Origin of the sequence: Enterococcus sp. DIV1304_2, assembly GCF_050555445.1 — a bacterium.
Lineage (GTDB): Bacteria > Bacillota > Bacilli > Lactobacillales > Enterococcaceae > Enterococcus_B > Enterococcus_B pernyi.
Genome location: NZ_CP187851.1, coordinates 47,531 through 72,469 on the forward strand (window position 1 = coordinate 47,531; position 24,939 = coordinate 72,469).

General features: G+C 39.4%; 24 protein-coding genes and 1 riboswitch. Of the genes, 18 read left to right on the plus strand and 6 right to left on the minus strand.

Annotated elements, in window-relative coordinates; all coding sequences use genetic code 11:
- Positions 1–137 precede the first annotated feature (137 nt).
- A complete protein-coding gene (locus IGJ14_RS00205; protein ID WP_157999842.1) occupies positions 138–788 on the minus strand; it encodes a LysR substrate-binding domain-containing protein in 651 nt (216 codons plus the stop codon).
- 188 nt (positions 789–976) lie between these two features.
- Here IGJ14_RS00205 and tnpA point away from each other — a divergent pair, with 188 nt between their 5' ends.
- Positions 977–1,381, plus strand: a complete 405-nt coding sequence (tnpA, locus tag IGJ14_RS00210; protein WP_019724606.1) for an IS200/IS605 family transposase — start codon at positions 977–979, stop codon at positions 1,379–1,381.
- 16 nt (positions 1,382–1,397) lie between these two features.
- A complete protein-coding gene (gene tnpB / locus IGJ14_RS00215; RefSeq protein ID WP_430608123.1) occupies positions 1,398–2,546 on the plus strand; it encodes an IS200/IS605 family element RNA-guided endonuclease TnpB in 1,149 nt (382 codons plus the stop codon).
- 136 nt (positions 2,547–2,682) lie between these two features.
- On the opposite strand, the gene IGJ14_RS00220 is transcribed toward tnpB, so the two are convergent.
- Positions 2,683–2,811, minus strand: coding sequence for a LysR family transcriptional regulator (locus IGJ14_RS00220; protein WP_229048988.1), 129 nt, complete (start codon positions 2,809–2,811; stop codon positions 2,683–2,685).
- A 449-nt stretch (positions 2,812–3,260) separates the two neighbouring features.
- Positions 3,261–3,428, minus strand: a riboswitch (M-box (ykoK) riboswitch).
- Between the two features lie 325 nt (positions 3,429–3,753).
- On the opposite strand from IGJ14_RS00220, the gene IGJ14_RS00225 reads away from it, so the two are divergent.
- The 12 genes from IGJ14_RS00225 to deoD all read left to right on the plus strand — a co-directional run bounded on the left by IGJ14_RS00225 (position 3,754) and on the right by deoD (position 16,123).
- Entirely contained in the window at positions 3,754–4,359 is a 606-nt protein-coding gene (locus IGJ14_RS00225) for a class I SAM-dependent methyltransferase (protein WP_019724049.1), read from the plus strand.
- A 276-nt stretch (positions 4,360–4,635) separates the two neighbouring features.
- Entirely contained in the window at positions 4,636–5,652 is a 1,017-nt protein-coding gene (locus IGJ14_RS00230; protein WP_010734491.1) for a LacI family DNA-binding transcriptional regulator, read from the plus strand.
- Positions 5,653–5,793: 141 nt separating this feature from the next.
- Positions 5,794–7,095 carry a pyrimidine-nucleoside phosphorylase gene (locus tag IGJ14_RS00235; protein WP_019724048.1) on the plus strand — a complete coding sequence of 434 codons (1,302 nt, stop codon included), beginning with the start codon at positions 5,794–5,796 and terminating at the stop codon, positions 7,093–7,095.
- Positions 7,096–7,108: 13 nt separating this feature from the next.
- Positions 7,109–7,771: a deoxyribose-phosphate aldolase gene (gene deoC, locus IGJ14_RS00240; RefSeq protein ID WP_019724047.1), complete on the plus strand. Its 663-nt coding sequence runs from the start codon at positions 7,109–7,111 to the stop codon at positions 7,769–7,771.
- Between the two features lie 18 nt (positions 7,772–7,789).
- Complete coding sequence (locus IGJ14_RS00245; protein WP_019724046.1) at positions 7,790–8,188, plus strand: cytidine deaminase; 399 nt, start codon at positions 7,790–7,792, stop codon at positions 8,186–8,188.
- 63 nt (positions 8,189–8,251) lie between these two features.
- Positions 8,252–9,337: a BMP family lipoprotein gene (locus IGJ14_RS00250; protein WP_065096770.1), complete on the plus strand. Its 1,086-nt coding sequence runs from the start codon at positions 8,252–8,254 to the stop codon at positions 9,335–9,337.
- A gap of 248 nt (positions 9,338–9,585) precedes the next feature.
- Positions 9,586–11,148 carry an ABC transporter ATP-binding protein gene (locus IGJ14_RS00255; protein WP_019723072.1) on the plus strand — a complete coding sequence of 521 codons (1,563 nt, stop codon included), beginning with the start codon at positions 9,586–9,588 and terminating at the stop codon, positions 11,146–11,148.
- A complete protein-coding gene (locus tag IGJ14_RS00260) occupies positions 11,141–12,274 on the plus strand; it encodes an ABC transporter permease (RefSeq protein WP_019723071.1) in 1,134 nt (377 codons plus the stop codon). The genes IGJ14_RS00255 and IGJ14_RS00260 overlap by 8 nt, the downstream gene beginning before the upstream one ends.
- Positions 12,274–13,230, plus strand: coding sequence for an ABC transporter permease (locus IGJ14_RS00265; protein ID WP_010734484.1), 957 nt, complete (start codon positions 12,274–12,276; stop codon positions 13,228–13,230). The genes IGJ14_RS00260 and IGJ14_RS00265 overlap by 1 nt, the downstream gene beginning before the upstream one ends.
- A 94-nt stretch (positions 13,231–13,324) precedes the next feature.
- Entirely contained in the window at positions 13,325–14,491 is a 1,167-nt protein-coding gene (deoB, locus tag IGJ14_RS00270) for a phosphopentomutase (protein ID WP_019723070.1), read from the plus strand.
- 85 nt (positions 14,492–14,576) lie between these two features.
- A complete protein-coding gene (locus IGJ14_RS00275; RefSeq protein WP_010734482.1) occupies positions 14,577–15,392 on the plus strand; it encodes a purine-nucleoside phosphorylase in 816 nt (271 codons plus the stop codon).
- A 23-nt stretch (positions 15,393–15,415) separates the two neighbouring features.
- Complete coding sequence (gene deoD, locus IGJ14_RS00280) at positions 15,416–16,123, plus strand: purine-nucleoside phosphorylase (RefSeq protein WP_019723069.1); 708 nt, start codon at positions 15,416–15,418, stop codon at positions 16,121–16,123.
- A gap of 381 nt (positions 16,124–16,504) precedes the next feature.
- On the opposite strand, the gene IGJ14_RS00285 is transcribed toward deoD, so the two are convergent.
- A complete protein-coding gene (locus IGJ14_RS00285) occupies positions 16,505–17,362 on the minus strand; it encodes a carbohydrate binding domain-containing protein (protein WP_019723068.1) in 858 nt (285 codons plus the stop codon).
- A gap of 760 nt (positions 17,363–18,122) precedes the next feature.
- Here IGJ14_RS00285 and IGJ14_RS00290 point away from each other — a divergent pair.
- Positions 18,123–18,599: a CPBP family intramembrane glutamic endopeptidase gene (locus IGJ14_RS00290; protein ID WP_157999841.1), complete on the plus strand. Its 477-nt coding sequence runs from the start codon at positions 18,123–18,125 to the stop codon at positions 18,597–18,599.
- A gap of 472 nt (positions 18,600–19,071) precedes the next feature.
- Here the strand turns inward: IGJ14_RS00290 and IGJ14_RS00295 are convergent, their stop codons facing one another.
- The 3 genes from IGJ14_RS00295 to rpiA form a co-directional block, all read right to left on the minus strand.
- Entirely contained in the window at positions 19,072–19,758 is a 687-nt protein-coding gene (locus tag IGJ14_RS00295) for a 2,3-diphosphoglycerate-dependent phosphoglycerate mutase (protein WP_010734478.1), read from the minus strand.
- A 276-nt stretch (positions 19,759–20,034) separates the two neighbouring features.
- On the minus strand, positions 20,035–20,619 hold the full coding sequence (locus IGJ14_RS00300) for a recombinase family protein (RefSeq protein WP_019723066.1): 585 nt from the start codon (positions 20,617–20,619) through the stop codon (positions 20,035–20,037).
- Between the two features lie 111 nt (positions 20,620–20,730).
- Positions 20,731–21,414 carry a ribose-5-phosphate isomerase RpiA gene (rpiA, locus tag IGJ14_RS00305; RefSeq protein ID WP_010734476.1) on the minus strand — a complete coding sequence of 228 codons (684 nt, stop codon included), beginning with the start codon at positions 21,412–21,414 and terminating at the stop codon, positions 20,731–20,733.
- Positions 21,415–21,720: 306 nt separating this feature from the next.
- On the opposite strand from rpiA, the gene rpsL reads away from it, so the two are divergent.
- The 3 genes from rpsL to fusA all read left to right on the plus strand — a co-directional run bounded on the left by rpsL (position 21,721) and on the right by fusA (position 24,859).
- Entirely contained in the window at positions 21,721–22,134 is a 414-nt protein-coding gene (rpsL, locus tag IGJ14_RS00310) for a 30S ribosomal protein S12 (RefSeq protein WP_010734475.1), read from the plus strand.
- 91 nt (positions 22,135–22,225) lie between these two features.
- Entirely contained in the window at positions 22,226–22,696 is a 471-nt protein-coding gene (rpsG, locus tag IGJ14_RS00315) for a 30S ribosomal protein S7 (RefSeq protein WP_010734474.1), read from the plus strand.
- A gap of 78 nt (positions 22,697–22,774) precedes the next feature.
- Positions 22,775–24,859 carry an elongation factor G gene (fusA, locus tag IGJ14_RS00320; RefSeq protein ID WP_010734473.1) on the plus strand — a complete coding sequence of 695 codons (2,085 nt, stop codon included), beginning with the start codon at positions 22,775–22,777 and terminating at the stop codon, positions 24,857–24,859.
- Positions 24,860–24,939: the final 80 nt, after the last annotated feature.

The window sequence follows — 24,939 nt, forward strand, 5'->3', positions numbered from 1 at the left end:
GTAAATAGACACCCACCAAAATTTGAAGAACAAATTCAGTGGATGCCGCCTTACTTTTCGAAGATAAATCTCTCTGGGATCTCTTATCGGTGTTCATTTACGACATTGAAATACTTGTTTTATTTTGATTTCAGTATTCATCGTTTTGGCAAGTAATAGGTGCCAGTATCAGCAGATCCCATCATTTGTGTAGTGTGACATGTTTGATTAAAAATCGCTTGGATTTCTTTTTCAACCTCTGGATAGAAGTAAAAATTTTCTGATTCACTGTTTTTATAAAGATAAAAATGAATGGTTGGAAATGTTGGTAGAGAGACAAAACAAACAGGTTCAATAGCTAAAAGTTCTTGCACAAAGGTATTGGCTAATAGCATTCCTTTTCCTTCTGTAATCATTTTCGCTGCTCCTAAACTATCTGGACAGACGACATATTTTGGTTCATTGGTCAGCTGTTTGACTACTTTTTTCGTAATCACTTGATGTTCTACATGGTCGAGTAAAAAGATAAAAGGTAACTCTTCTAGTACTTCCGCGGATAATATCCCATCTGGTTTTACAAAATAGTTACTGATTGCTACTTTAAGTTCCAAAGTGGCTAACCTTGTTTGAATAAATTTGGGGTGATCTAGGGTAGCAGAAGTAATGGCAAAGTCGATTTCTTTCTGACTTAGTTTATTTAGCAGATCCAATGAAGGAATATAACGGTAGTCGATCGTAAAGTTTTGATGCCGGATTGGATATTTGTTTGCTTCAAAGATAAACGAAGCATCGCTTGTACCGACACGCAAAGCAGGATAGTCTACTGATTCATTTAACAGAATTAGGCAGAAGTCGCCCATCCTCTATAGGTGGGTGATGAATGCCGTTCGGTATGAGGGTTACCGTTGGTAACTCGAAGACCGACAACTAAGGCGTATTGCTTTTTTATTTTGTCTCATGTTAAAATCAGTCTATACAAGAAATGAGTTGATATAACATGGAATTAGACACAAATAACCATTCAGTATTTCTTCTTTATTATCACCTTGTTTTAGTAACGAAATATCGTAGACAAGTAATTGATAATGAAATATCTAACTACGCTAAAGCGACTTTTGAAAGAATCTCAGAATCGTATCACATCACTTTAGTTGAGTGGAATCATGATAAAGATCACGTTCATATTATGTTCAAAGCTCAACCAAAAACAGAATTGACAAAATTTATCAATGCCTATAAAAGTGCTAGTTCACGTTTGATAAAGCGCAATTATCCAAGAATCAAACAATTTCTTTGGAAAGAAATGTTCTGGTCAAAAAGTTTTTGTCTTTTGACAACTGGTGGAGCACCAATTGATGTGATTAAGAAATATATTCAAAATCAAGGAAACAATCATAAATAGAAAGCAGGCGAGCTTTATGGAGCGACTAAAAGCATATAAATTTAGAATCTATCCAACAGAAGAACAAGAAACCTTCTTTGCTAAGTCTTTTGGCTGTGTCCGTAAGGTCTACAATCTAATGCTTGATGACCGAATGAAAGCTTATAAAGAAACTAGGAAAAATTCCTCTAAAAAAATGAGTTTTCCAACGCCTGCAAAATATAAGCAAGATTTTCCGTTCTTGAAAGAAGTGGATAGTCTTGCTTTAGCAAATGCACAACTCAACCTAGATAAGGCGTATAAGAACTTCTTTCGTGATAAGTCCGCCGGATTTCCTCGTTTCAAAAGCAAGAAAAATCCAGTTCAAAGCTATACGACTAACAATCAAAATGGAACAATCACTTTGATTGATAATCAATTTGTCAAACTTCCTAAGTTGAAGTCGTTAGTTAAAATTACGCTCCATAGACAACCTAAAGGTCTGATCAAATCCGCTACAATATCACGTCATTCTAGCGGTAAATATTATATTTCTTTATTGTGTAAAGAAGAAATAGCTGAGCTTCCTAAAACTAATTCCGCTATTGGAATTGACCTTGGTATAACTGATTTTGCAATCCTTTCTAATGGTCAAAAGATTGATAACAATAAATTCACGTCAAAAATGTCAAAAAAACTAAAATGTGAACAACGTAAGTTGTCAAGACGTGCATTATTAGCTAAACAAAAAGGTATCAATCTGTTTGAAGCTAGAAATTATCAAAAACAAAAACGTAAAATAGCACGACTACATGAAAAAGTAATGAATCAACGCAATGACTTTCTAAACAAGTTGAGCACAGAGATTATCAAAAACCACGATATGATCTGTATAGAAGACTTAAATACAAAAGGTATGTTGCGTAATCATAAACTAGCAAAAAGTATTTCGGATGTTTCATGGTCTAGTTTTGTGACTAGGTTACAATACAAAGCTGACTGGTACGGTCGAAATATTATCGAAGTGGATAAGTGGTTCCCATCTAGTCAAATCTGTTCGAATTGTGGACACAAAGACGGCAAGAAATCTCTAGAAATTCGAGAATGGACTTGTCCTGTTTGTCATGTTCATCATGACCGAGATATCAATGCTAGTATCAATATTCTGACCGAAGGTCTAAGACTACATTCTATGGGATTAGCTTAGATCCAATCATCAAAAACCGTAGGAACTACGGGGATAGCTTGGTAAATAAGAGAAACCGCTGTGAGTAAAGAAATACGCTTGCAAGTATGCTCTATTCCCAAGAAGCTCCCACTTCAAGCGTTAAAAACCGGTAGGTTTAGCTAAGTGGTGAGTAGTTCACAGAACTACTTAACGAAGAAATACTAACATGTAGCTCTTTTGAAGCTTGCGAGAGGCTGTTGAAACGGGCAATCATATAGAAATATTCTAATTTTTCGATCGACATACAGCTATGCCTCCTTTATCATTTTATTCTCCTTTTAAATGTCTCATGGGCCTCTTAAAAAAACAATAGTTATCGTGAAGCACACATAGAGATTAAACAATCCTTAATGAATGTGAAACGAATCACTATTACTTTTAATAGGAAATGAAGCATGACAGTTTTATCAGTCGCTAGTTGATTTTTATGCGAGTCAATGATTTATAGATTCTTGATCGAAGGCTAGTGATTGATAGGTTGCAATGGATGAAGCGAATCTCAACTAGGAAAGGAAATCAATACACCTAAGAAAGCAAAAGAATGAGGAATAAGACACACTTACTTAAAGCGGTTTACTACTGTTTTTTGGTGGCGTGAGGTTTGCTGACAACATAAAAAAGCCTCTTTAATACATAAAGGGCGGTGTACTCAAATAAACATTGGTAAGTGTAATTTGCAATTGTAAGGCGCAATTGTAATCACGTTAATTGAGCTTTGGCTTTCTGAGACGTAAGAAACAAGTTCTAGTTATCTTGGAAAAGCCTTAATCCGACAATTCCTGCTTTACACGTTACTGTCTCTCGACATTTCCGAGCGATAACCTGTGTTCTTCAGAGTAACCTCACCTAATATGATTATTTTTCATCCATATCATAAAGGGCAGTGGAAGTAATAGTCAATCATGCGCGTTTCATGAATAGAGATATCATGGAGATATTTGTCTTCTTAAAAACGCTAATAGTAAGGTTTATGGGACTTCTATTGATATTTTCTCTACTTTCACGAAACAGATTACGCAAATACCGAAAAAGGAGAAGAGTGAGCAGCTAAGAAAATTTTTTTCTTCCGTATCGCGATTAAATGGTTATATTTATAAAAGAAAACAGAAGAAACACAGTTTCGCTTGCACCTTCTCATGGAACACGTTAGACTATGAACAACTAACAGATAAGAAGGATGGAAACTATGACGAATCATTATTATTCCGAACACCCAGAGACTGCTCATGAGTTTGACGAATGGTCATTTGAGCTAAGAGGGAAAACCTTTCAGTTTGTGACAGACTCGGGTGTGTTTTCACGTGAAACAGTTGATTATGGCTCACGTGTATTGATCGATGCCTTTGAATGGGCACAGCTACCAGATGGCAAAATTTTGGATGTTGGCTGTGGCTATGGTCCAATCGGGCTTTCTCTTGCCTATGCGAGTGAGCGCTTTGTTGAAATGGTAGACATCAATGCTAGAGCGGTGGACTTGGCACAAGGAAATGCGAAGCGCAATCAAATCAAAAATGTAGCGATTCATCAGTCAAATATTTATGAAGAGGTGACAGAAACAGACTATGCTGCAATTGTCAGCAATCCACCGATTCGTGCAGGCAAAAAAGTTGTACATGAAATCTTGACTGGCGCATATCCCCGCCTATGTACAGGTGGCACCTTAACGATCGTCATTCAGAAAAAACAAGGTGCACCTAGCGCACAAAAGAAAATGCAAGAAACATTTGGTAACGCAGAAATCGTGATCAAAGATAAAGGCTATTATATTATCCGAAGTGTAAAAGAAGATTGAACATAATCGAATGAAAATAACGGAGCAGTCGAAGGAATGAGTAAGAATTTCTTCGACTGCTTCGTTGTTTGTTCATACAAGTAAGATGGGTAAATAGAGTGGGTTAGGGGAAGTGAGAGCTAGCTTCGAAAAAATAAGACATCGTTTATGAAATTTGCTTAGCAAATATCTATATGGGATTGATTTACTTTTGACCAAGCCTTTTTTCCCTCTATCCATTTCGAAAACCATTTGGTACACTGTTAGGGAATTTACATATATAAAGGGGGAACAAAAGTGAAACTGACAATTCGAGATATTGCTGAGATGGCAGGTGTTTCAGTGACGACTGTGTCACAGATTTTAAATAATAAAGGCAGCCGTTTTAGTGAAAAGACACGAAAAAAAGTGTTGTCGATCGTAAATGAACATCATTACAAGCCAGATTATTTTGCTTCCAATGTGATCAATCGTCACTCAAAAACGATTGGCATGATCGTGCCAGATGTGACGGATTTCTTCTTTTCCAAAGTGATCGAAGGGGTCGAAAGTTATTTAAACCCCTTAGGATATGTCATCATTCTTTGTAACTCCAGACATAGTCAAGACAATGAACTGAAGTATTTAAGGGAGCTTTCTCATCGATCCGTAGATGGTTTATTGTTAGCGACGCCGAATGTGTTGCCTCAAGAGTATGCCCTTGATAGTAGTTTTTATAACAACATGCCGATCATCCTGATCGATCGTGGGTTGAATCGTCGAGATAACGGTCGCTTGATCGTGAAGGAATATGAAGGCGCTTATCAAGCTGTCTCGTTATTGATCAAAAACGGTCACACGAAAATTGGTATGTTAAAAGAGACAACTGGCTATTATCAGTTAGAAGAGCGATTCAATGGTTATCGTCATGCACTAAAAGATCATGGACTGGCGTTCAACGGTAAGTTTGTAGAAGAAGGAGACTTGACTGTCCAAGGAGGGTACGAAGCAAGTAAGCGCTTGTTACGTCATAAAGATGTAACGGCGGTATTTTGTGGCAATGATGCCATGGCGATTGGTTGTTACCAAGCAATCGATGAAATGGGCAAGCGTATTCCAGAGGATATTTCGGTCATCGGCTTTGATGGATTAAAATTGTCTGAGTATATGATCCCTAAGTTGACAACGGTCAAGCAACCGAGTTTCGATATTGGTTTTTATGCAGCTCGCTTTTTGATTGACACGATTGAATTTCCACAAAGAAAAGTTCCGAACAAAGTCTTTGAAACAAAATTAATTATTCGTGAGAGCGTAAAAACATTGACAAAGGTCTAGTAGGGCGTTATATTGCTTATGTAAGTGTTTACAAAGTTGGTAAGATACATTGCGAGAAAATAGTAAACCGGTTTACTAAAGTGGTTTACCTTTTTCGAAATTCCTGTATAATACCGAATGAAGAACGAGGAGGATTACGGCATGCGGATGGTCGATTTGATCGAAAAAAAGAGAGATGGACACCAATTATCAAAGGAAGAGATTTCGTACATTGTCACGAACTACACAAATGATAACATTCCTGATTACCAAATCAGCGCATTATTGATGGCTATTTTCTATCAGGATATGACCGATGAAGAAATCACTGATCTAACGTTGGCAATCGCTCATTCTGGCGATGTGATCGATTTAAGTTCCTTAGATGGGATCAAAGTCGACAAGCATTCTACCGGAGGCGTGGGGGATACAACTACCTTGATTTTAGCACCTTTAGTAGCAAGTGTAGGTGCAACTGTGGCAAAAATGTCAGGGCGTGGTCTTGGCTACACAGGTGGCACATTAGATAAGTTAGAAGCTATTCCTGGATTTCGGATCGAACTATCAGATGAAGAATTCATCCGCACCGTGAACGAAAGTAAAGTAGCGGTGATCGGCCAATCGGGCAATCTCGCTCCAGCAGATAAAAAATTGTATGCCTTGCGTGATGTGACGGCAACGGTCAACTCGATCCCATTGATTGCTAGTTCGATCATGAGTAAGAAAATCGCCGCAGGAGCGGATGCGATCGTGCTAGATGTGACGACGGGTGACGGTGCCTTCATGAAAAATATCGATGACGCGAGACGCTTGGCGAAGACCATGACACGGATCGGCAAATTAGCCGGTCGCCAAACAGTAGCAGTGATCTCTGATATGTCTGAACCGTTGGGTGAAGCAATCGGCAACAGCTTAGAAGTCGTTGAAGCCATTGAAACACTTCAAGGGAACGGACCGGAAGATTTAGTTGAAATGTGCTATGCTTTAGGTAGTCAAATGGTCGTTTTAGCCGAAAAAGCGGCATCGATCGAAGAAGCGCGCGAAATGCTAAAAGAAGCCCTTGAATCAGGGAAAGCTTTAGCTAAATTCAAAGAAATGATCCAGAACCAAGGGGGCGACCCAACAGTTGTCGATGAACCTGCGCGGTTGTTAACTGCTCGTTATATTTATGAACTGCCAGCGAAGACAACAGGTGTCGTGACAAAAATCGTTGCGAACGAATTAGGGATCGCAGCAATGATGCTTGGTGCAGGACGTAAAACGAAAGAAGATTCGATCGATCATGCTGTTGGTTTACGATTGAATAAGAAAATCGGTGATAAAGTAGAAGCTGGCGAATCGCTATTGAGGATCTATAGTAATGAAGAAGACATTTCGCCAGTGATCGACTTGTTATATAAAAATATTGAAATCGGTGATATGGCGGAGAAGCCTATCCTGATTCATGACATCATTACAGAGTAGAAGGAGAAGAGACATGGAATTAAATCGAATGATCGACCACACAATTCTAAAAGCAGATGCAACAAAAGCAGATGTGATGCGCATTATTGGGGAAGCAAAAAAACATCATTTCTATTCAGTCTGTATCAATCCAACATGGGTTGCCTTGGCGAAAGAGGAACTACAAGGTGAGCCAGTCGCTGTTTGTACCGTCATTGGTTTCCCATTAGGAGCAAACACAGCCGAAACAAAGGCATTTGAAACAGCGAATGCGATCGAAAATGGCGCAGATGAAGTGGATATGGTCATCAATATCGGTGCCTTGAAATCTGAACAAGACGATGTCGTGAAAAAAGATATCGAAGCGGTAGTCGAAGCTGCAAAAGACCGCGCGTTAGTTAAAGTAATCATTGAAACAGCCTTGTTAGAACAAGCGGAAATCATCAAAGCTTGCGAATTAGCGAAAGCTGCAGGAGCTGATTTTGTGAAAACATCTACTGGTTTTTCAACAGGTGGCGCGAAAGTGGAAGATATCCGCTTGATGCGTGAAACGGTTGGTCCAGAAATGGGCGTCAAAGCTTCAGGAGGTATCCACAATGAAGCGGAAGCCGTTGCGATGATCGAAGCAGGTGCCACACGAATCGGTACAAGTGCTGGTGTGTCAATCATGTCCGGTTCAACTGGCGAAGGCTATTAATATTCTAAGGAGAAAAAGATGTCAGAAATCAAACAAGAATGGATCGATATCGCTATCGACGCCTTGGATAAAGCGTATGTGCCTTATTCCAAATTTCCAGTAGGTGCTTGTTTAGTGACAGCATCTGGGAAAACCTATCAAGGATTGAATATCGAAAATGCGTCATTTGGTTTAACGAATTGCGCAGAACGTACCGCGTTTTTTAAAGCAGTATCTGAAAAAGAAATGGACTTTACACATCTAGTCGTTGCAGGTCATACACCTGAGCCGATTTCTCCATGTGGTGCTTGTCGCCAAGTAATGGCAGAATTTTGTGAGCCAGAGATGCCAGTTACGTTGGTTGGCGACAATGGTGTGACGAAAACGATGACCGTAAGAGAGTTATTACCTTACGCATTTTCAGAAAAAGATTTATAAATTATGTTCAATTCAGTCAGCTGACTGTTGAAAAAACAACTACTTTTAGGGGGCTTTACAGAAATGAAAAAAGCAAAATTATTTGGTTTAGGTGCTATCGCACTATCAGCAGGCTTACTTTTAAGCGCATGCGGTAACGGCGGTTCAGATTCTACTGATTCAACCGGTGGAAACAGTGCATCAGGAACAGCAACTGCAGCATTGATTACAGATACAGGTGGCGTCGACGACCGTTCATTCAACCAGTCAGCTTGGGAAGGGTTAGAAGATTGGGGTAAAGAGCAAGGCTTGTCACGTGGAAACGATGGCTTCCAATATTTCCAATCTGCCAATGAATCAGATTATATTCCAAATATCGATCAAGCGTTAAACGCTGGCTTCAAGACAATTTTTGGGATTGGTTTTAAATTGAAACCTGCAATCGAAGAACAAGCAACAAGTAACCCTGAAACAAACTTTGCAATCATTGATGATGTGATCGAAGGAAAAGACAACGTCGTTTCAGCAACATTCAAAGATAACGAAGCTTCTTATCTTGCTGGAGTTGCAGCAGCTTACACAACTGAAACAAATGTGGTTGGATTTATCGGTGGCGTTAAAGGGGAAGTAATCGACCGTTTTGAAGCTGGTTTCAATGCCGGAGTTAAAGCAGGCGCTGAAGCGTTGAACAAAGACATCGAAGTATTGAACCAATACGCAGGTGATTTCTCAGCTCCAGATAAAGGACGTTCAATCGCACAAGGTATGTACGCACAAAACGCTGACATCATTTTCCATGCTTCAGGTGGTACTGGTAACGGTGTCTTCCAAGAAGCAAAATCATTAAATGAATCAGGTGACAAAAAAGTTTGGGTAATCGGTGTTGACCGTGACCAATCTGACGAAGGAAACTACACATTGAATGGTGAAGACAAAAACTTCACATTGACATCAACACTTAAAGGTGTAGGAACAGTTGTAAAAGATTTAGCACAACAATCAGCAGAGGGTGACTTCCCTGGTGGCGAACACACTGTTTATGGTTTGAAAGAAGACGGTGTAGGTATCACTGAAGGCCAACTTTCTGATGAAGCGAAAAAAGCAGTGGATGAAGCAAAAGAAAAAATCATTTCAGGTGACATCGAAGTTCCTGAAACTCCTGAAAGCTAATAAATACCATTTCTATAGCCTTGTTGGACAATTGTTTAACAGGGCTATCGTTTAGTTATCTACTTAATGTTGTTTTTTTATGCAAGTTGCTAGGTATCCCGATTTGGATAAGGGAACAACTTGTAACAAGTAGCTTAGCTCCTTGGATTTTGGTTACTCGATGAGCGACGTTTTGTGAACGATCGTCATCGTCCCTTTTATTTTTTAAACAATGTCGTCTGGATATAAATTGTTAGGATGTGAAAAATGTGGATCAAGAAAATATTGTCATCGAAATGCGAAATATCACGAAACAATTCGGTACTTTCAAAGCAAATGACAACATCAACCTTCAAGTGAAAGCAGGAGAAATCCATGCCTTGCTTGGTGAAAATGGTGCAGGTAAATCAACGTTAATGAATGTTTTATCCGGTCTTTTAGAGCCAACATCAGGTGAGATTTTGATGCACGGCAAAGAAGTAAACATCACGAGCCCGACGAAAGCCAATCAATTAGGGATCGGAATGGTGCATCAACACTTTATGTTAGTCGATGCATTCACAGTAACAGAAAATATCGTACTAGGTAGTGAGCCAAGTACAGGCGGTATCTTGAACCGTAAGAAAGCCCGTGAAGAAATCAAACGATTATCTGAACAATATGGCTTAGCAGTGAATCCGGATGCGTACGTTCGTGATATTTCTGTCGGTATGGAACAACGTGTGGAGATTTTAAAAACACTCTATCGTGGTGCAGATGTCTTGATTTTTGATGAGCCAACAGCCGTACTGACGCCGCAAGAAATCGATGAATTGATCGTGATCATGAAAGAGTTAGTCAAAGAAGGAAAGTCGATCATTTTGATCACACATAAATTAGATGAGATCAAAGCAGTTGCCGATCGTTGTACGGTCATTCGTCGTGGTCAAGGGATTGGAACGGTCAATGTAAAAGATGTTTCTTCGCAACAGTTAGCCGATATGATGGTCGGAAGAACCGTCTCATTCAAAACAATGAAAAAAGAAGCACGTCCACAAGAAGTGGTGCTTTCTGTTGAAAATCTTGTAGTTAAAGAAAACCGCGGATTAGAAGCAGTGAAAGATTTGAGTCTGGAAGTCCGAGCAGGTGAAGTCTTAGGTATTGCTGGAATCGATGGAAATGGACAATCGGAGTTGATCCAAGCGTTAACCGGTTTACGTAAAGTAGAAAGTGGAACGATTCGTTTGAAAGACGAAGAGATCACGAATAAAAAACCACGTAAAATCACTGAATCTGGGCTAGGACATGTGCCAGAAGATCGACATAAATATGGCTTGGTCCTTGATATGACGTTATCTGAAAATATTGCCATGCAAACCTACTATCAAAAACCGTATAGTAAAAATGGTCTGTTGAACTATGGTGTGATGAATGAACATGCTAGAGATTTAATCGATGAGTATGATGTGCGGACAACGAACGAATTAGTACCAGCGAAAGCTTTATCTGGTGGGAACCAACAAAAAGCCATCATTGCTCGCGAGATCGATCGTGACCCTGATCTACTGATCGTTGCGAATCCAACACGTGGATTAGATGTTGGTGCAATCGAGTTTATCCATAAACGTTTGATTGAGCAACGTGATAAGTTCAAAGCAGTTTTATTGATTAGTTTTGAATTAGAAGAAATTTTAAATGTGTCCGATCGTATTGCGGTAATCCATCAAGGAAAAATCGTGGGGATCGTTGATCCAAAAGAAACATCTGAAAACGAGCTAGGTCTATTGATGGCGGGTTATACTTTAGAAGAAGCACGTAGAGAGTTAGAAAAGGTTGGTGACACACATGAATGATCGTAGCGAAAGGTTCCGTAATCTGCTAGTACCTATATTTTCGGTTATTTTAGGGTTGATTTTAGGTGCTATTTTGATGGTTGCCTTTGGTTATCATCCAATCCAAGGATATTCTTCGATGTTGAATGCTTCGTTAGGTTCACAACGAAGTATCGGTGAAACGTTAAGACAAGCAACACCTTTGATTTTTACAGCCTTAGGTTTTTCTGTTGCAAATTCAGCCGGATTCTTTAATATCGGGCTTTCTGGACAAGCACTTTGTGGCTGGATCATAAGCATTTGGACGGCGTTAGCTTTTCCAGATCTACCAAAAATCATTTTATTGCCAATGTGCGTGATTTTAGGTGCACTTGCTGGGGCAATGGCCGCAGCTATTCCAGGATTGTTACGTGCGTTCTTTGGAACAAGTGAAGTTATCGTAACGATCATGATGAATTATATTTTGCTCTATTTAAGTACGTACACACTTCATGAAATAATGCCTGAATCTTATCGTTCAAGTTTAGACTCTTCAAATATGATCAGTGAGAATGCTTCCTTACGTATTCCTTGGCTGACCCAGATGTTTGGAGGCTCTCGTGTGAATGGCGGACTCTTCTTGGCACTGATTGCGTTAGTGCTTGTATGGATCGTCATGAAGAAAACAACCTTAGGCTTTGAGATCCGTTCTGTTGGATTGAATCCATATGCCTCTGAATATGCGGGAATGAGTAGTAAACGAACAATTGTCTTATCCATGGTTATCTCTGGTGGACTAGCTGGTCTAGGTGGTGTGGTCGAAGGACTAGGAACATACCAAAACTTCTTCGTTCAAACAACCTCATTATCCATTGGGTTTGACGGTATGGCCGTTTCCTTATTAGGTTCTGGTTCTGCCATCGGGATTTTGTTATCTGCGCTATTATTCAGTGTTCTAAAAATCGGTGGGTTAGGGATGCAAACTGGTGCTGGTGTACCGTTTGAAATCGTCAATGTATCGATTGCCTTGATCATCTTCTTCGTGGGGATCAACTTCTTGATTCGTTTCCTTATGGCGAAATTCTTCCAAGGGAAAAAACAAGAGGAGATCGTCGCAACGATTGAAACGAAACCAAATCATCAAAATCAAGAAGGAGGAGAGCTGTAATGTCAACAGTAGAACTGATTTCCTTGATCCTTACATCAACACTTGTTTATTCAACACCGTTGATTTTAACCTCCTTAGGCGGAACGTTTTCTGAACGAAGCGGGATCGTCAACGTTGGGTTAGAAGGCATCATGGTGATGGGGGCATTTAGTGCAGTCGTCTTCAACTTGACGATGAGTGACACATTAGGCTCAATGACTCCTTGGATTGCTATTTTAGTCGGTGGCGTGGTTGGTGTTCTCTTTTCCTTGATCCATGCAGTCGCAACGATCAGCTTGCGCGCAGACCATATCATCAGCGGAACGGTCATCAATTTGATGGCACCTGCTTTAGGTGTATTTTTGATCAAAGCATGGTATGGTAAAGGACAAACAGACAATATCTCACAAAACTTAGGTTACTTTTCATTTCCTGGATTATCTGAGATACCAGTGATTGGTCAAATTTTCTTTAGAAATACATTTTTACCAGCGTATTGTGCGATTTTAATTGCTGTTATCGCATGGTTCGTCATCTTCAAAACTAAATTTGGTTTACGTTTACGTTCTGTTGGGGAAAATCCTCAAGCTGCAGATACACTAGGGATCAATGTATATGCGATGCGCTATTCAGGTGTCTTGATTTCTGGTCTTCTTGGAGGCATGGGTGGAGCTGTGTTCGCTCAATCGATCTCTGGGAACTTTTCAGCAGGAACGATTGTCGGTCAAGGGTTCATCTCAATGGCTGCAATGATTTTTGGTAAGTGGAATCCACTAGGTGCGATGGGTGCATCCTTATTCTTTGGTTTTGCACAAAGTTTGAGTATCATCGGCGCGCAATTACCAGTGATTTCTTCAATTCCACCAGTTTTACTACAAATTGCGCCTTATCTATTAACGATTATCGTTTTAGTGGCGTTCTTAGGTAAAGCATCTGGACCAAAAGCCAACGGTAAGAATTATATAAAATCCAAATAATCGTTTAGTGATTAAAAAGGGCGGGTTACGGGAAGTTTTTTTCGGCTCGCCCTTTTTACTTTATAAAGAAAATAAATAGAAAGAAGGAATACTCATGTTTAAACGCGTACATTTGATCGTCATGGATTCAGTCGGAATCGGAGAAGCACCTGATGCTGAAAAATTCGGAGATAAAGGTTCGGATACATTAGGTCATATTGCTAAAGAAGCTGGGCTGACGATACCGAATTTGGAGCAACTTGGATTAGGAACGATTCGTCCTTTAGAAGGGGTCGAAGCAGTGCAAGATCATCAAGGGTATGCGACCAAATTGGAAGAAGTTTCTGTCGGCAAAGATACAATGACAGGACATTGGGAAATCATGGGATTGAATATCAAAACACCATTTCGTGTTTTTCCAAACGGCTTCCCGGATGAATTATTGAAGAAAATCGAAGACTTCTCTGGACGTAAAATTGTTTGTAACGAACCTTATAGCGGAACAGCAGTCATTGACGACTTTGGTGAACATCAAATGAAAACCGGCGACTTGATCGTTTATACGTCAGCTGATCCAGTGTTACAAATTGCTGCACATGAAGAAATTATTCCTTTAGAAGAACTTTATCGGATTTGCGAATATGTTCGTGAAATTACAAAAGATGATCCTTATATGATCGGTCGGATCATTGCCCGTCCATATCTTGGTGAGCCAGGTAACTTTACGCGCACAAGCAACCGTCACGATTACGCATTAGATCCATTTGGACATACGGTTTTAGACTCGTTGAAAGAAGCCGGCAAAGATGTTATTGCAGTCGGTAAGATCAATGATATTTTCAATGGTCAAGGCATCACCGATTCTGTTCGTACAAAGAGCAATATGGACGGTGTGGATCAATTATTGAATGTGATGAAGCAAGACTTCACTGGGTTGAGTTTTACAAACTTAGTCGATTTTGATGCGTTATACGGTCATCGTCGCGATGTGGTTGGTTATGCGCATGCCATCGAAGATTTTGATTTGCGTATTCCAGAATTGTTAGATGCAATGGCTGATGATGATCTATTATTGATCACCGCTGACCATGGGAATGATCCAACTTTCACTGGTACGGACCATACTCGCGAATATGTGCCACTACTTGCTTATAGTAAACAAATGAGTGGGCAAGGTAGTTTACCACAAGGTTATTATGCGGATATCTCTGCAACGATTGCCGAAAACTTTAACGTAGCAGCAACTGAAAATGGCGAAAGCTTTTTAAAACTATTGAAATAACGACGTGCATCATCCATCAATGAATCATCATTGGCTTTATTATGTAAGATAGAATAATCAAAATTTTATATATAGGAGAAAAACAATGAAATTAAATGAGATGTTACAAGAGACGACTGCGTTTATCAAAAGCAAAGGTGTCGGAACGATCGATTTTGGCATGATCTTAGGTTCAGGTTTAGGTGAATTAGCAGAGGAGATCGAAGAAGCAATCGTGATTCCTTATGATAAGATTCCGTTCTTTCCAACTTCGACAGTCGTTGGACATGCAGGTCAACTTGTTTACGGAACGCTTTCAGGCAAAAAAGTATTGGCGATGCAAGGACGTTTCCATTTTTATGAAGGTCATTCGATGCAAACAGTCACTTATCCTGTGCGAGTGATGGCTGCGCTAGGCGCGCATTCAGTTGTTGTGACCAATGCGTGTGGTGGCGTGAATGAATCATTTGCACCAGGTGATTTGATGCTGATCACCGATCATATCAACTTTACAGGTCAAAATCCATTGATTGGGCCTAATGACGAAGAAATGGGGCCTCGTTTCCCTGATATGAGTGAAGCTTATACAAAAGCGTATCGCGAAATGGCAAAAGCAGCAGCGACATCATTAGACGTAGAATTAAAAGAAGGCGTGTATATGGGCTATTCTGGTCCAACGTACGAAACACCAGCTGAGATTCGCATGTCTCGCGTGATGGGTGCAGATGCAGTGGGCATGTCGACTGTACCAGAAGTCATCGTTGCAGCTCATAGCGGGTTGAAGGTCTTAGGAATTTCTTGTATCACCAACTTGGCTGCTGGTATGCAAGCAAACTTGAATCACGAAGAAGTCGTTGAAACAACTGAAAGAGTCAAACAAACATTTAAATCATTGATCAAAGAAACACTTTCTTTACTATAAAAAATTGATTGAGAGGTCCGGAAATGAGTGTTCATATTGAAGCAAAACCAGGAGAGATTGCAGACAAGATTTTACTTCCTGGCGATCCACTAAGAGCGAAGTATATTGCAGAAACTTTTTTAGAGAATCCAGTTTGTTATAACCAAGTACGCGGTATGCTTGGTTATACTGGAACGTATAAAGGGGAAAGAGTCTCTGTTCAAGGAACAGGAATGGGTATGCCCTCAGCGATGATCTATGCGCATGAGTTGGTCAATTCTTATGACGTAAAAAAATTGATTCGTGTTGGCACATGCGGTGCCTTGTCAAAAGACGTACACGTTCGTGATTTGGTGTTAGCACAAGGAGCTGCGACTAGTTCTTCCATGATTGAGAAGGATTTCAACGCCTTCCACTTTCCACCAATCTGTGATTTTGACTTGTTGTTGAAAGCATACGAAGTAGCGAAAGAAAAAGGTTTTACTACACACGTCGGCAATGTACTATCAGAAGATTCTTTCTACAAAGACGATCTGACAGAGACATTCAAGTTAGCAGAACTAGGTGTGATGGGCGTGGAAATGGAAGCTGCTGCGTTGTATTATCTAGGTGCAAAATACCACGTGCAAACACTAGCGATCATGACGGTCAGTGACCATCTGATCACCGGTGAAGAAACAACTGCCAGCGAACGTCAGACAACATTCAATGACATGATCGAAGTAGGATTGGAAACGGCGATTCAGGGGTAAAGTAATAACTAAATAGTAAGAAAGTGTGACTGCTTAGTCTTCTATTAATTGAAAATTGGCAGTCACATTTTTTTGTAGAAACTGTCTCACATAACCTGAAATCAACGACAACCGTTGCTTCAGTTACTTCGCGAGTCCTCCTGAAGTCAACCACTTGAATGTCTAAAATGTGAATCGCCATTCCTTCAATTGCAGACGAATGGCACAATCTTAACCAAATAAAAAAGAACAGAAAGAAGCGAGTTACGCTCTTTCTGTTCCGGACTAGGCTACCAACAGGATGTGACAAATGAGTCATATCCTGTTGGTGGCTTCGTCTAAATGAATACCTTAATCATTCAATTGCTCATGTGATATGGTATGATTTATGGTCATTTATGATTAAAACAAATCTGCTTCAATAGTATATGATTCTAACAATACTCGTCCTGGTAAATTTTGTCCTGGGTGTCCAGGTACTCTATGAACTTGGACGACTTGACCTGCAGTACCAGCAATGGTTTGTCGTATTTGAATGTTGCCATCAACTAATCTTCTAGAGGAATAGTAATTGATTCCATTATGTGTCTCAAAAAGATATCTTCCATCAACAGTTACGACTAGTCTTTCTCGGCTGTTGAAACGGTCCTGATCTAAAGTTAAGTAGGCAAACGCCAGATGGCCTTCTCTCCCTACAGATAACAAGCTTGTTTCCGTTACGCCTGTTTCTACTTGGATATTGTCATATTGCGCCCAACCATTCCATGTAGAAGCAAAGCGCACAAGGTATGTATTTTCAGCGTCTGGAGTCGTAAAGGTAAGTTTGCCACGTTCCCAGTCCTCGTTATTATGTTCAACGCGTTCTAATACATCGAAACCAACACCGTGATTCATGATCCCTAATTCAACACGTCCTGGTGCTGATTCGCTTGCTGCAACATCATAACTAAATGTATAGGTAGTATTTGGTTTTAATGTCACGTATTGATGAACATTTTCACCATCTCTTGCTAAAGCAAAGTTATTTCCATTTACGGTTTGAAGTGTGGGATTATTTGAATCTGGGTCACTAACGATCCAACGATCAAACCCGTCATTAAAGTCACCATTATGGATATACAATTGTTGCTCAATGGCCTGTTTGCTTGTACTAACGAAGTCAGTTGTTGATAGACTTGTTGCGAATGTCGAAACGGATCCTCCTAAACTTAAAAATACCATACCTGCTGCCATCATTGTTTTTAAATTATTTTTGATCATCTTGTCTCTCCTCACTCTATATTTTTATTTTTTTTGATTTTGTTTGTAAGATGCAGCCTTTTAGTCTGTCTGTATCTCACAAATTAATCATAACCGAGAAAATAGCGGTCATGTAAACGCTTTTTCCTCCATAACATCAATTATTAGAAAAAAATGATAAAATAAATAGTTCTATGAGGTTGATTTTTATCTTAATTTCATTTATTAGCAATATAAGAAAAGATGGAGAGTTGTGGTGATAGCTCATATAAATGAAAACTTCCTCTTAGAAACAGGATAAAAGAATGAAATTCAAATAAGTTTCTACAAAAAAAATTCGCTCCACAACTGAATGATTGTCTGACATCTTGCTATGAAAAAAAAGGAAGAGGTATAATGAGAAAGTGGTGATGAAAATAATAAAGAGTACTTTTACATAGCAAGTTGATAAATTGGAAGGGAGATACCAAAAGAAATTGTTTATTTAATAAACATAAGCATTGTATGTTGGGCATGCGATCAGAAAGAGAATTACAGTGTTTTAACTATCTAAGCAATTACTGCTTGCTTTTTCAGGAGTCGGTGAGAAGGGGGACAAGATGATTCATAGTTCTATTAATTGGTGGTCAAGATGAAGATAGATCATATGCGGCTAACTCTCATAAAAAGTATCATCCTAACTGTCTGGATAACCATTTTTTGTATAACAAACTTTGGAATAATAAGAAGTAAGACCATTCTCATACTATTAGAAAATAACCAATTGGGTCTAAATCTAATAATGATTTTATTTATTTACTTACTTTGCATGTCCGAATTAAATCGAGCATTACAAGGTCTGAATCTGTCAATGATGAAACAAGTAGGATTCACTTTGCTACTTTTGTTAGTGACGAATTTTATATATATGGTACTTGTATTTGGCAGTTTTGAAGTAGTCTCACAAAATTACGAGAGTGTTGTTCTATTTTCTGTCATAGTGATTTCCCCAATAAGAGAAGAATTAGTGTACCGTTACCTATTTTTGAGTATAACTGATTCTAATTGGTTAAAATTAGTGTATGGGCTGGTTTCAACAGGATTCTTTTTCTATGGGCATAGCTTTACATATGGTGGAAATCTATTCGCAATGGTCCAAGTTCTATTTTTGACTTTAGCTACAATATATCTATACGTGAAAACCAACAATATATTACCTGCCATGATGTTACATAGCTTATATAATCTATTTGTCCTCTCGCTATCTATGGCTCAATAAACGGGAGTGGGACATTAGTTCTCTCCCACCACCTAAAACCGAATAAACGGCGGGAACAGAAGTAACCTCTTCGGAAATAAGGCGCCATCCACAAAAATTTGAAGAACAATTTTCGTGGATGGCGCCTTATTTCTCGAGGCTGAACACTTCTGTCCCGACCTCTGTTAGTAAAATGTCTTACATAACGAATCTTTCGAGTTATTTAGAAATGATTACTGAGTGGTTCATGCGCCATTAGGCGTGATAGATAATAAACCAAACGTTCTTTTTTCTCTCAATGCTGCGCCCCTTCTCTTAATTTTTTTTTATTCAAACAGTACTTACTATTATGATCATTAGTTCTTATGTAATTTGATGTCATTCGCATTTGATAGCTAAGACTGCCGTCTATCTAATATCTAAAAAAACAGCCCCTTCATCTCTTACAATAATAGGAGGTGAGGGGGCTGTCATACTTATAATAGATTATCTATTATAAGTAGTATTTTTTGATGACAGTCAAGTCGTCGTTTAATTCATAAACAAGTGGTTGACCTGTTGGGATTTCAAGATCCATGATGTCTTCATCAGAGATTCCTTCGATATGTTTTGCTAATGCACGTAAAGAGTTACCATGTGCAGCAACTAAGACAGTTTTGTTGTCTAACAAAGCTGGTGCAATTTCGTCTTGCCAGAATGGCAATGCGCGTTCTAAAGTAACTTTCAAGTTTTCTCCACCAGGTACGTCGCGTTTGTCTAACATTGCATAACGACGATCGTTTGCTGCTGAACCTTCATCAGTTGCTTCCATTAATGGAGGAAGAGTATCGTATGAACGACGCCAGATGTGAACTTGTTCGTCACCATATTTTTCTGCTGTTTCTTTTTTATTTAATCCTTGTAATTTACCATAATGACGTTCGTTCAAGCGCCATGATTTGATTTGTGGTACCCAAAGTTGATCTGAGTATTCTAAAATCAAGTTACAAGTTTTGATGGCACGAGTTAATACAGAAGTATAAGCAACATCAAATTCGATTCCAGCTTCTTTGATTTTACGTCCGCCTTCTTTTGCTTCTTCGATTCCTTCTGGTGCTAGGTTTACATCTGCCCAACCAGTAAATTGGTTCAATGCATTCCATTCGCTAAGACCGTGACGAGAAAAAACTAATTTTGGCATGTTTAACTCTCCTTTAAAATAAGTGTTATTTCTGAAAATTTCAGTTCTGCCTTATTGTACAATGTTTTTCATAAGATTTCCATTGTAAAATGAAAGCTGTTTGTTTAAAAGACCACAGACGAACTAAAAAAAAGGCTGTAAACAAGCGTTATTACAGAGCTTTCACTCAAAAAACTTGTTTGACAACCTTTTTATCTATTAAGTAAAATAATTTCTGTTTGTTTAGTGTGGGTTCTTTCGATCAATTATTGAAATCAACGGGTTTGTACTTGCTAATTAATTGAATAATTGCTGAAGCTCTTTTTCAGGTAGGTTGATATATTTGTAGCAAGTGCCGACTGAAACGCCACATTTTGAAGAAATAAATTGGATCGTTTCTTTCTTTTCATAGTAGAGACGACGAATTTTTTTGATTGTTTTGGCATCGATTTTTGGTCGTCCGCCGATTTTTCCTTTTTTGCGTGCTTCATCTAATCCAATCAGCGTGCGTTCTTTGATCAATGCACACTCCATCTCAGCTAATCCTTCCATCAATTGGAAGTAGACCGTCCCCATAGGTTCGCGAGTATCGATTTTTTCTGTGATGCTGACTAGATGTAACCCACGGTCTTTAAATAATTTCGTGAATTCTGTTAGTTGTCTTGTCGATTTTCCTAGATGATGAAGCTGGCAAATCACTAATGTATCGCCTTGCTCCATTTTTTCGATGACTTTTTCTAAACAAATGGCGTCAGATAAACTGTCTTTTTGACCATACGTTTCGTGAAAAATTTCATGACAACCAAAATCAGAGAGTTTTTGCATTTGAGCCGTCAAATCGACATCATTGATAGTTGTACGTGCATAACCGATAATCTTCATGGTGATTCCTTTCTAGCAAAGTTTTCTAAGTGTTTGAGACAAGTAAAAATGTAGCATAAAGTAACTGAAAAAGATAGTTTTTTTAGGCATTTTCAACGAATCTCTTTCGCATTATTTTTGAAAGGGAGTATCGAGTACAGACACGCCATTTTCAGAGGCAACGACAACCTTTGAAACCATATTTAAAAACAAGCCGTGTTCGACGACACCGACTAATTGATCCAAATAAGTCGCTAATTTTTCGGGATCTTCAATTCGTTCTAAATGAAGGTCAATAATATAATGTCCACTATCTGTTACGACGGTCTCCCCAGTTTCTGTTTGACGTAATACAGGCTGATAATTTTTTTCTTTAAAAAGACGCATCAGTTGTTGAGAACCATAAGGGATGACTTCGACAGGGAGTGGAAAGCGCCCAAGTTGATCCACCATTTTTGATCCATCGACGATCCAGATCGTTTGTTTTGAATAAGATGCGACAATCTTTTCAAATAAAAGAGCAGCACCGCCGCCTTTGATTCCCTGAAAATCGGCACTGATTTCATCGGCACCATCGATCGTCAAATCGACGACTGGGACTTCATCAATACTTTTCAAAGGGATACCTAAGCTTTCTGCTTGTGCTTTTGTACCGCTAGAAGTAGTGACACCAGTGATTTTCAATCCTTCTTCGCGCATGCGTCGGCCAATTTCTTCTACCATATAATAGGCAGTAGAACCAGTTCCAAGTCCAACGATCATGCCATCTTCAACAAATTCTGCAGCTTTAATGCCTACTAATTGCTTTAAGTTCATTTCTATCCCTCCAGCATTTTTATAGCTCTTTAACTGCTATTTTAGCTTGATTTGATCGAAAAAGATAGGGAGCATAACACAAATTTTATAGGATAGAAAAAAATGTATATGTTTGGTTGACATTCTTTTTTATCCGTGATATTCTAACCAAGGTGCTTTATCTACAGGTCTCTGTTAAGAGACGTGCTGACTGTTTATCAAAGCATATTTGATAAAGATGCATAACTGCATTTATTTTTTATCGCAAAAAAAGAACCACCTGGATGTGTGGAACTAGATGTGAATCGTGGGAAGGAGGAACTAGGAATGCCTACAATTAACCAATTAGTACGTAAACCTCGTAAATCAAAGGTGGAAAAATCTAATTCACCTGCTTTGAACAAAGGATATAACAGCTTTAAGAAAACTCAAACAAACGTGAACTCTCCTCAAAAACGTGGGGTAGCTACACGTGTGGGAACAATGACACCTAAAAAACCGAACTCAGCTTTACGTAAATATGCTCGTGTTCGTTTGTCAAACTTAATTGAAGTTACTGCTTATATCCCAGGGATTGGTCACAATTTACAAGAGCATAGCGTGGTACTATTACGCGGTGGACGTGTAAAAGACTTACCAGGGGTACGTTATCATATCGTTCGTGGTGCACTAGATACTGCTGGTGTGAACGACCGTAAACAAAGCCGTTCTAAATACGGTACGAAAAGACCTAAAGCTTAATTTTAATTATTTACTACAAATGAAAATCGAACCTACTATATAATAGTCGTTCGATCAACTATGAAGAATATTTCGGAAGGAGGAGTTACGGATGCCACGTAAAGGTCCTGTTGCAAAACGTGATGTTTTACCAGATCCTATTTATAACTCAAAATTAGTAACTCGCTTGATCAACCGTGTAATGGTTGACGGAAAACGCGGTGTTGCTGCTAATATTATCTATAATGCCTTTGATTTGATCAAAGAATCTACAGGTAACGATCCATTAGAAGTGTTTGAACAAGCAATGAATAATGTTATGCCTGTTCTTGAAGTTAAAGCACGTCGTGTTGGGGGTTCAAACTATCAAGTACCAGTTGAAGTTCGCCCTGAACGTCGTACGACTTTAGCGCTACGTTGGGTAGTTAACTACGCTCGCTTGCGCGGTGAACACACAATGGAAGAACGCTTAGCGAAAGAAATCATGGACGCTGCAAACAATACTGGAGCTTCTGTTAAAAAACGCGAAGACACACACAAAATGGCAGACGCGAACCGCGCATTTGCTCATTATCGTTGGTAAGATCCTCTCTGTCTGTCGGCTAATCCCACAGCAGAAAGTCAATTTACAATCGATTTAAACAAAGAGAGGAGTAAGAAAATGGCAAGAGAATTTTCGCTAGAAAAAACTCGTAATATTGGTATCATGGCTCACGTTGATGCAGGTAAAACTACAACAACAGAGCGTATCTTGTACTATACTGGTAAAATCCATAAAATCGGTGAAACTCACGAAGGAGCTTCACAGATGGACTGGATGGAACAAGAACAAGAACGTGGTATCACGATTACATCTGCTGCCACTACTGCGCAGTGGAAAGGTTACCGCGTAAATATCATCGATACACCAGGACACGTAGACTTCACAATCGAAGTTCAACGTTCTCTACGTGTATTGGATGGTGCTGTAACTGTACTTGATGCACAATCAGGTGTTGAACCTCAAACTGAAACTGTTTGGCGTCAAGCAACTGAGTACCGAGTACCTCGTATCGTATTCTGTAACAAAATGGATAAAATCGGTGCAGACTTCTTATACTCAGTAAAATCATTGCACGATCGCTTACAAGCGAACGCGCATCCAATCCAATTGCCAATCGGTTCTGAAGATAACTTCACAGGTATCATTGACTTGGTAACGATGAAAGCAGAGATCTACACAAACGATCTAGGCACAGACATCCAAGAAACTGAAATCCCTGAAGAATATGCAGAACAAGCACAAGAATGGCGTGAAAAATTAGTCGAAGCTGTTGCTGAAACAGACGAAGAACTAATGATGAAATATCTTGAAGGTGAAGAAATCACTCAAGAAGAATTGATTGCCGGTATCCGCCGTGCAACAATCAACGTTGAGTTCTTCCCTGTGTTAGCTGGTTCAGCATTCAAGAATAAAGGGGTCCAATTGATGTTGGATGCTGTTCTTGATTACTTGCCATCACCACTTGATATTGAAGCAATCAAAGGTATTGACTCAAAAACAGACGAAGAAACAACTCGTCCTGCAGATGACGAAGCTCCTTTTGCTTCATTAGCATTTAAAGTAATGACTGACCCATTCGTAGGTCGTCTAACTTTCTTCCGTGTCTACTCTGGTGTCCTTGAAAGTGGTTCATACGTATTGAACGCATCAAAAGGCAAAAAAGAGCGTATCGGTCGTATCCTACAAATGCACGCAAACACACGTCAAGAAATCGACAAAGTGTATTCAGGTGATATCGCCGCTGCTGTTGGATTGAAAGATACAACAACAGGGGACACATTGTGTGCATTAGATGCACCAGTTATCCTTGAATCAATCGAATTCCCAGAACCAGTTATCCAAGTCGCTGTTGAGCCTAAATCAAAAGCTGACCAAGATAAAATGGGTGTTGCGTTGCAAAAACTTGCAGAAGAAGATCCTTCATTCCGTGTTGAAACAAACGTTGAAACAGGTGAAACAGTTATCTCAGGTATGGGTGAGTTGCACTTGGACGTATTAGTAGACCGTATGAAACGCGAATTTAAAGTTGAAGCAAACGTTGGTGCGCCTCAAGTTTCTTACCGCGAAACATTCCGTGAAGCAACAAAAGCGGAAGGTAAATTTGTACGTCAGTCTGGTGGTAAAGGTCAATACGGTCACGTATGGGTTGAATTTACACCAAACGAAGAAGGAAAAGGCTTCGAATTCGAAAACGCAATCGTTGGTGGTGTGGTTCCACGTGAATACATCCCAGCAGTTGAAAAAGGATTAGAAGAATCAATGAATAACGGTGTTCTTGCTGGATACCCATTAGTGGATATCAAAGCAAAACTTTACGATGGTTCATACCATGACGTCGATTCAAATGAAACAGCGTTCCGTGTTGCTGCATCAATGGCTCTAAGAGCTGCTGCAAAACACGCACGTCCTGTGATCCTTGAACCAATGATGAAAGTTACGATTACTGTACCAGAAGATTACTTAGGTGATATCATGGGACACGTAACAAGCCGACGCGGACGTGTCGAAGGAATGGAAGCACACGGTAATTCACAAATCGTTAATGCAATCGTTCCATTGGCAGAAATGTTCGGATACGCGACTACATTGCGTTCAGCAACTCAAGGTCGTGGTACATTCATGATGGTATTTGACCACTACGAAGACGTACCGAAATCTGTTCAAGAAGAAATCATTAAGAAAAACGGCGGAAAAGCTGAATAATTTCTTAAAGCAAGGTAGTCTCGTGAAGAGATTTATCTAGAGACTGTATTTTTTATGCAGTTTCGTGTAAAATAACTTTT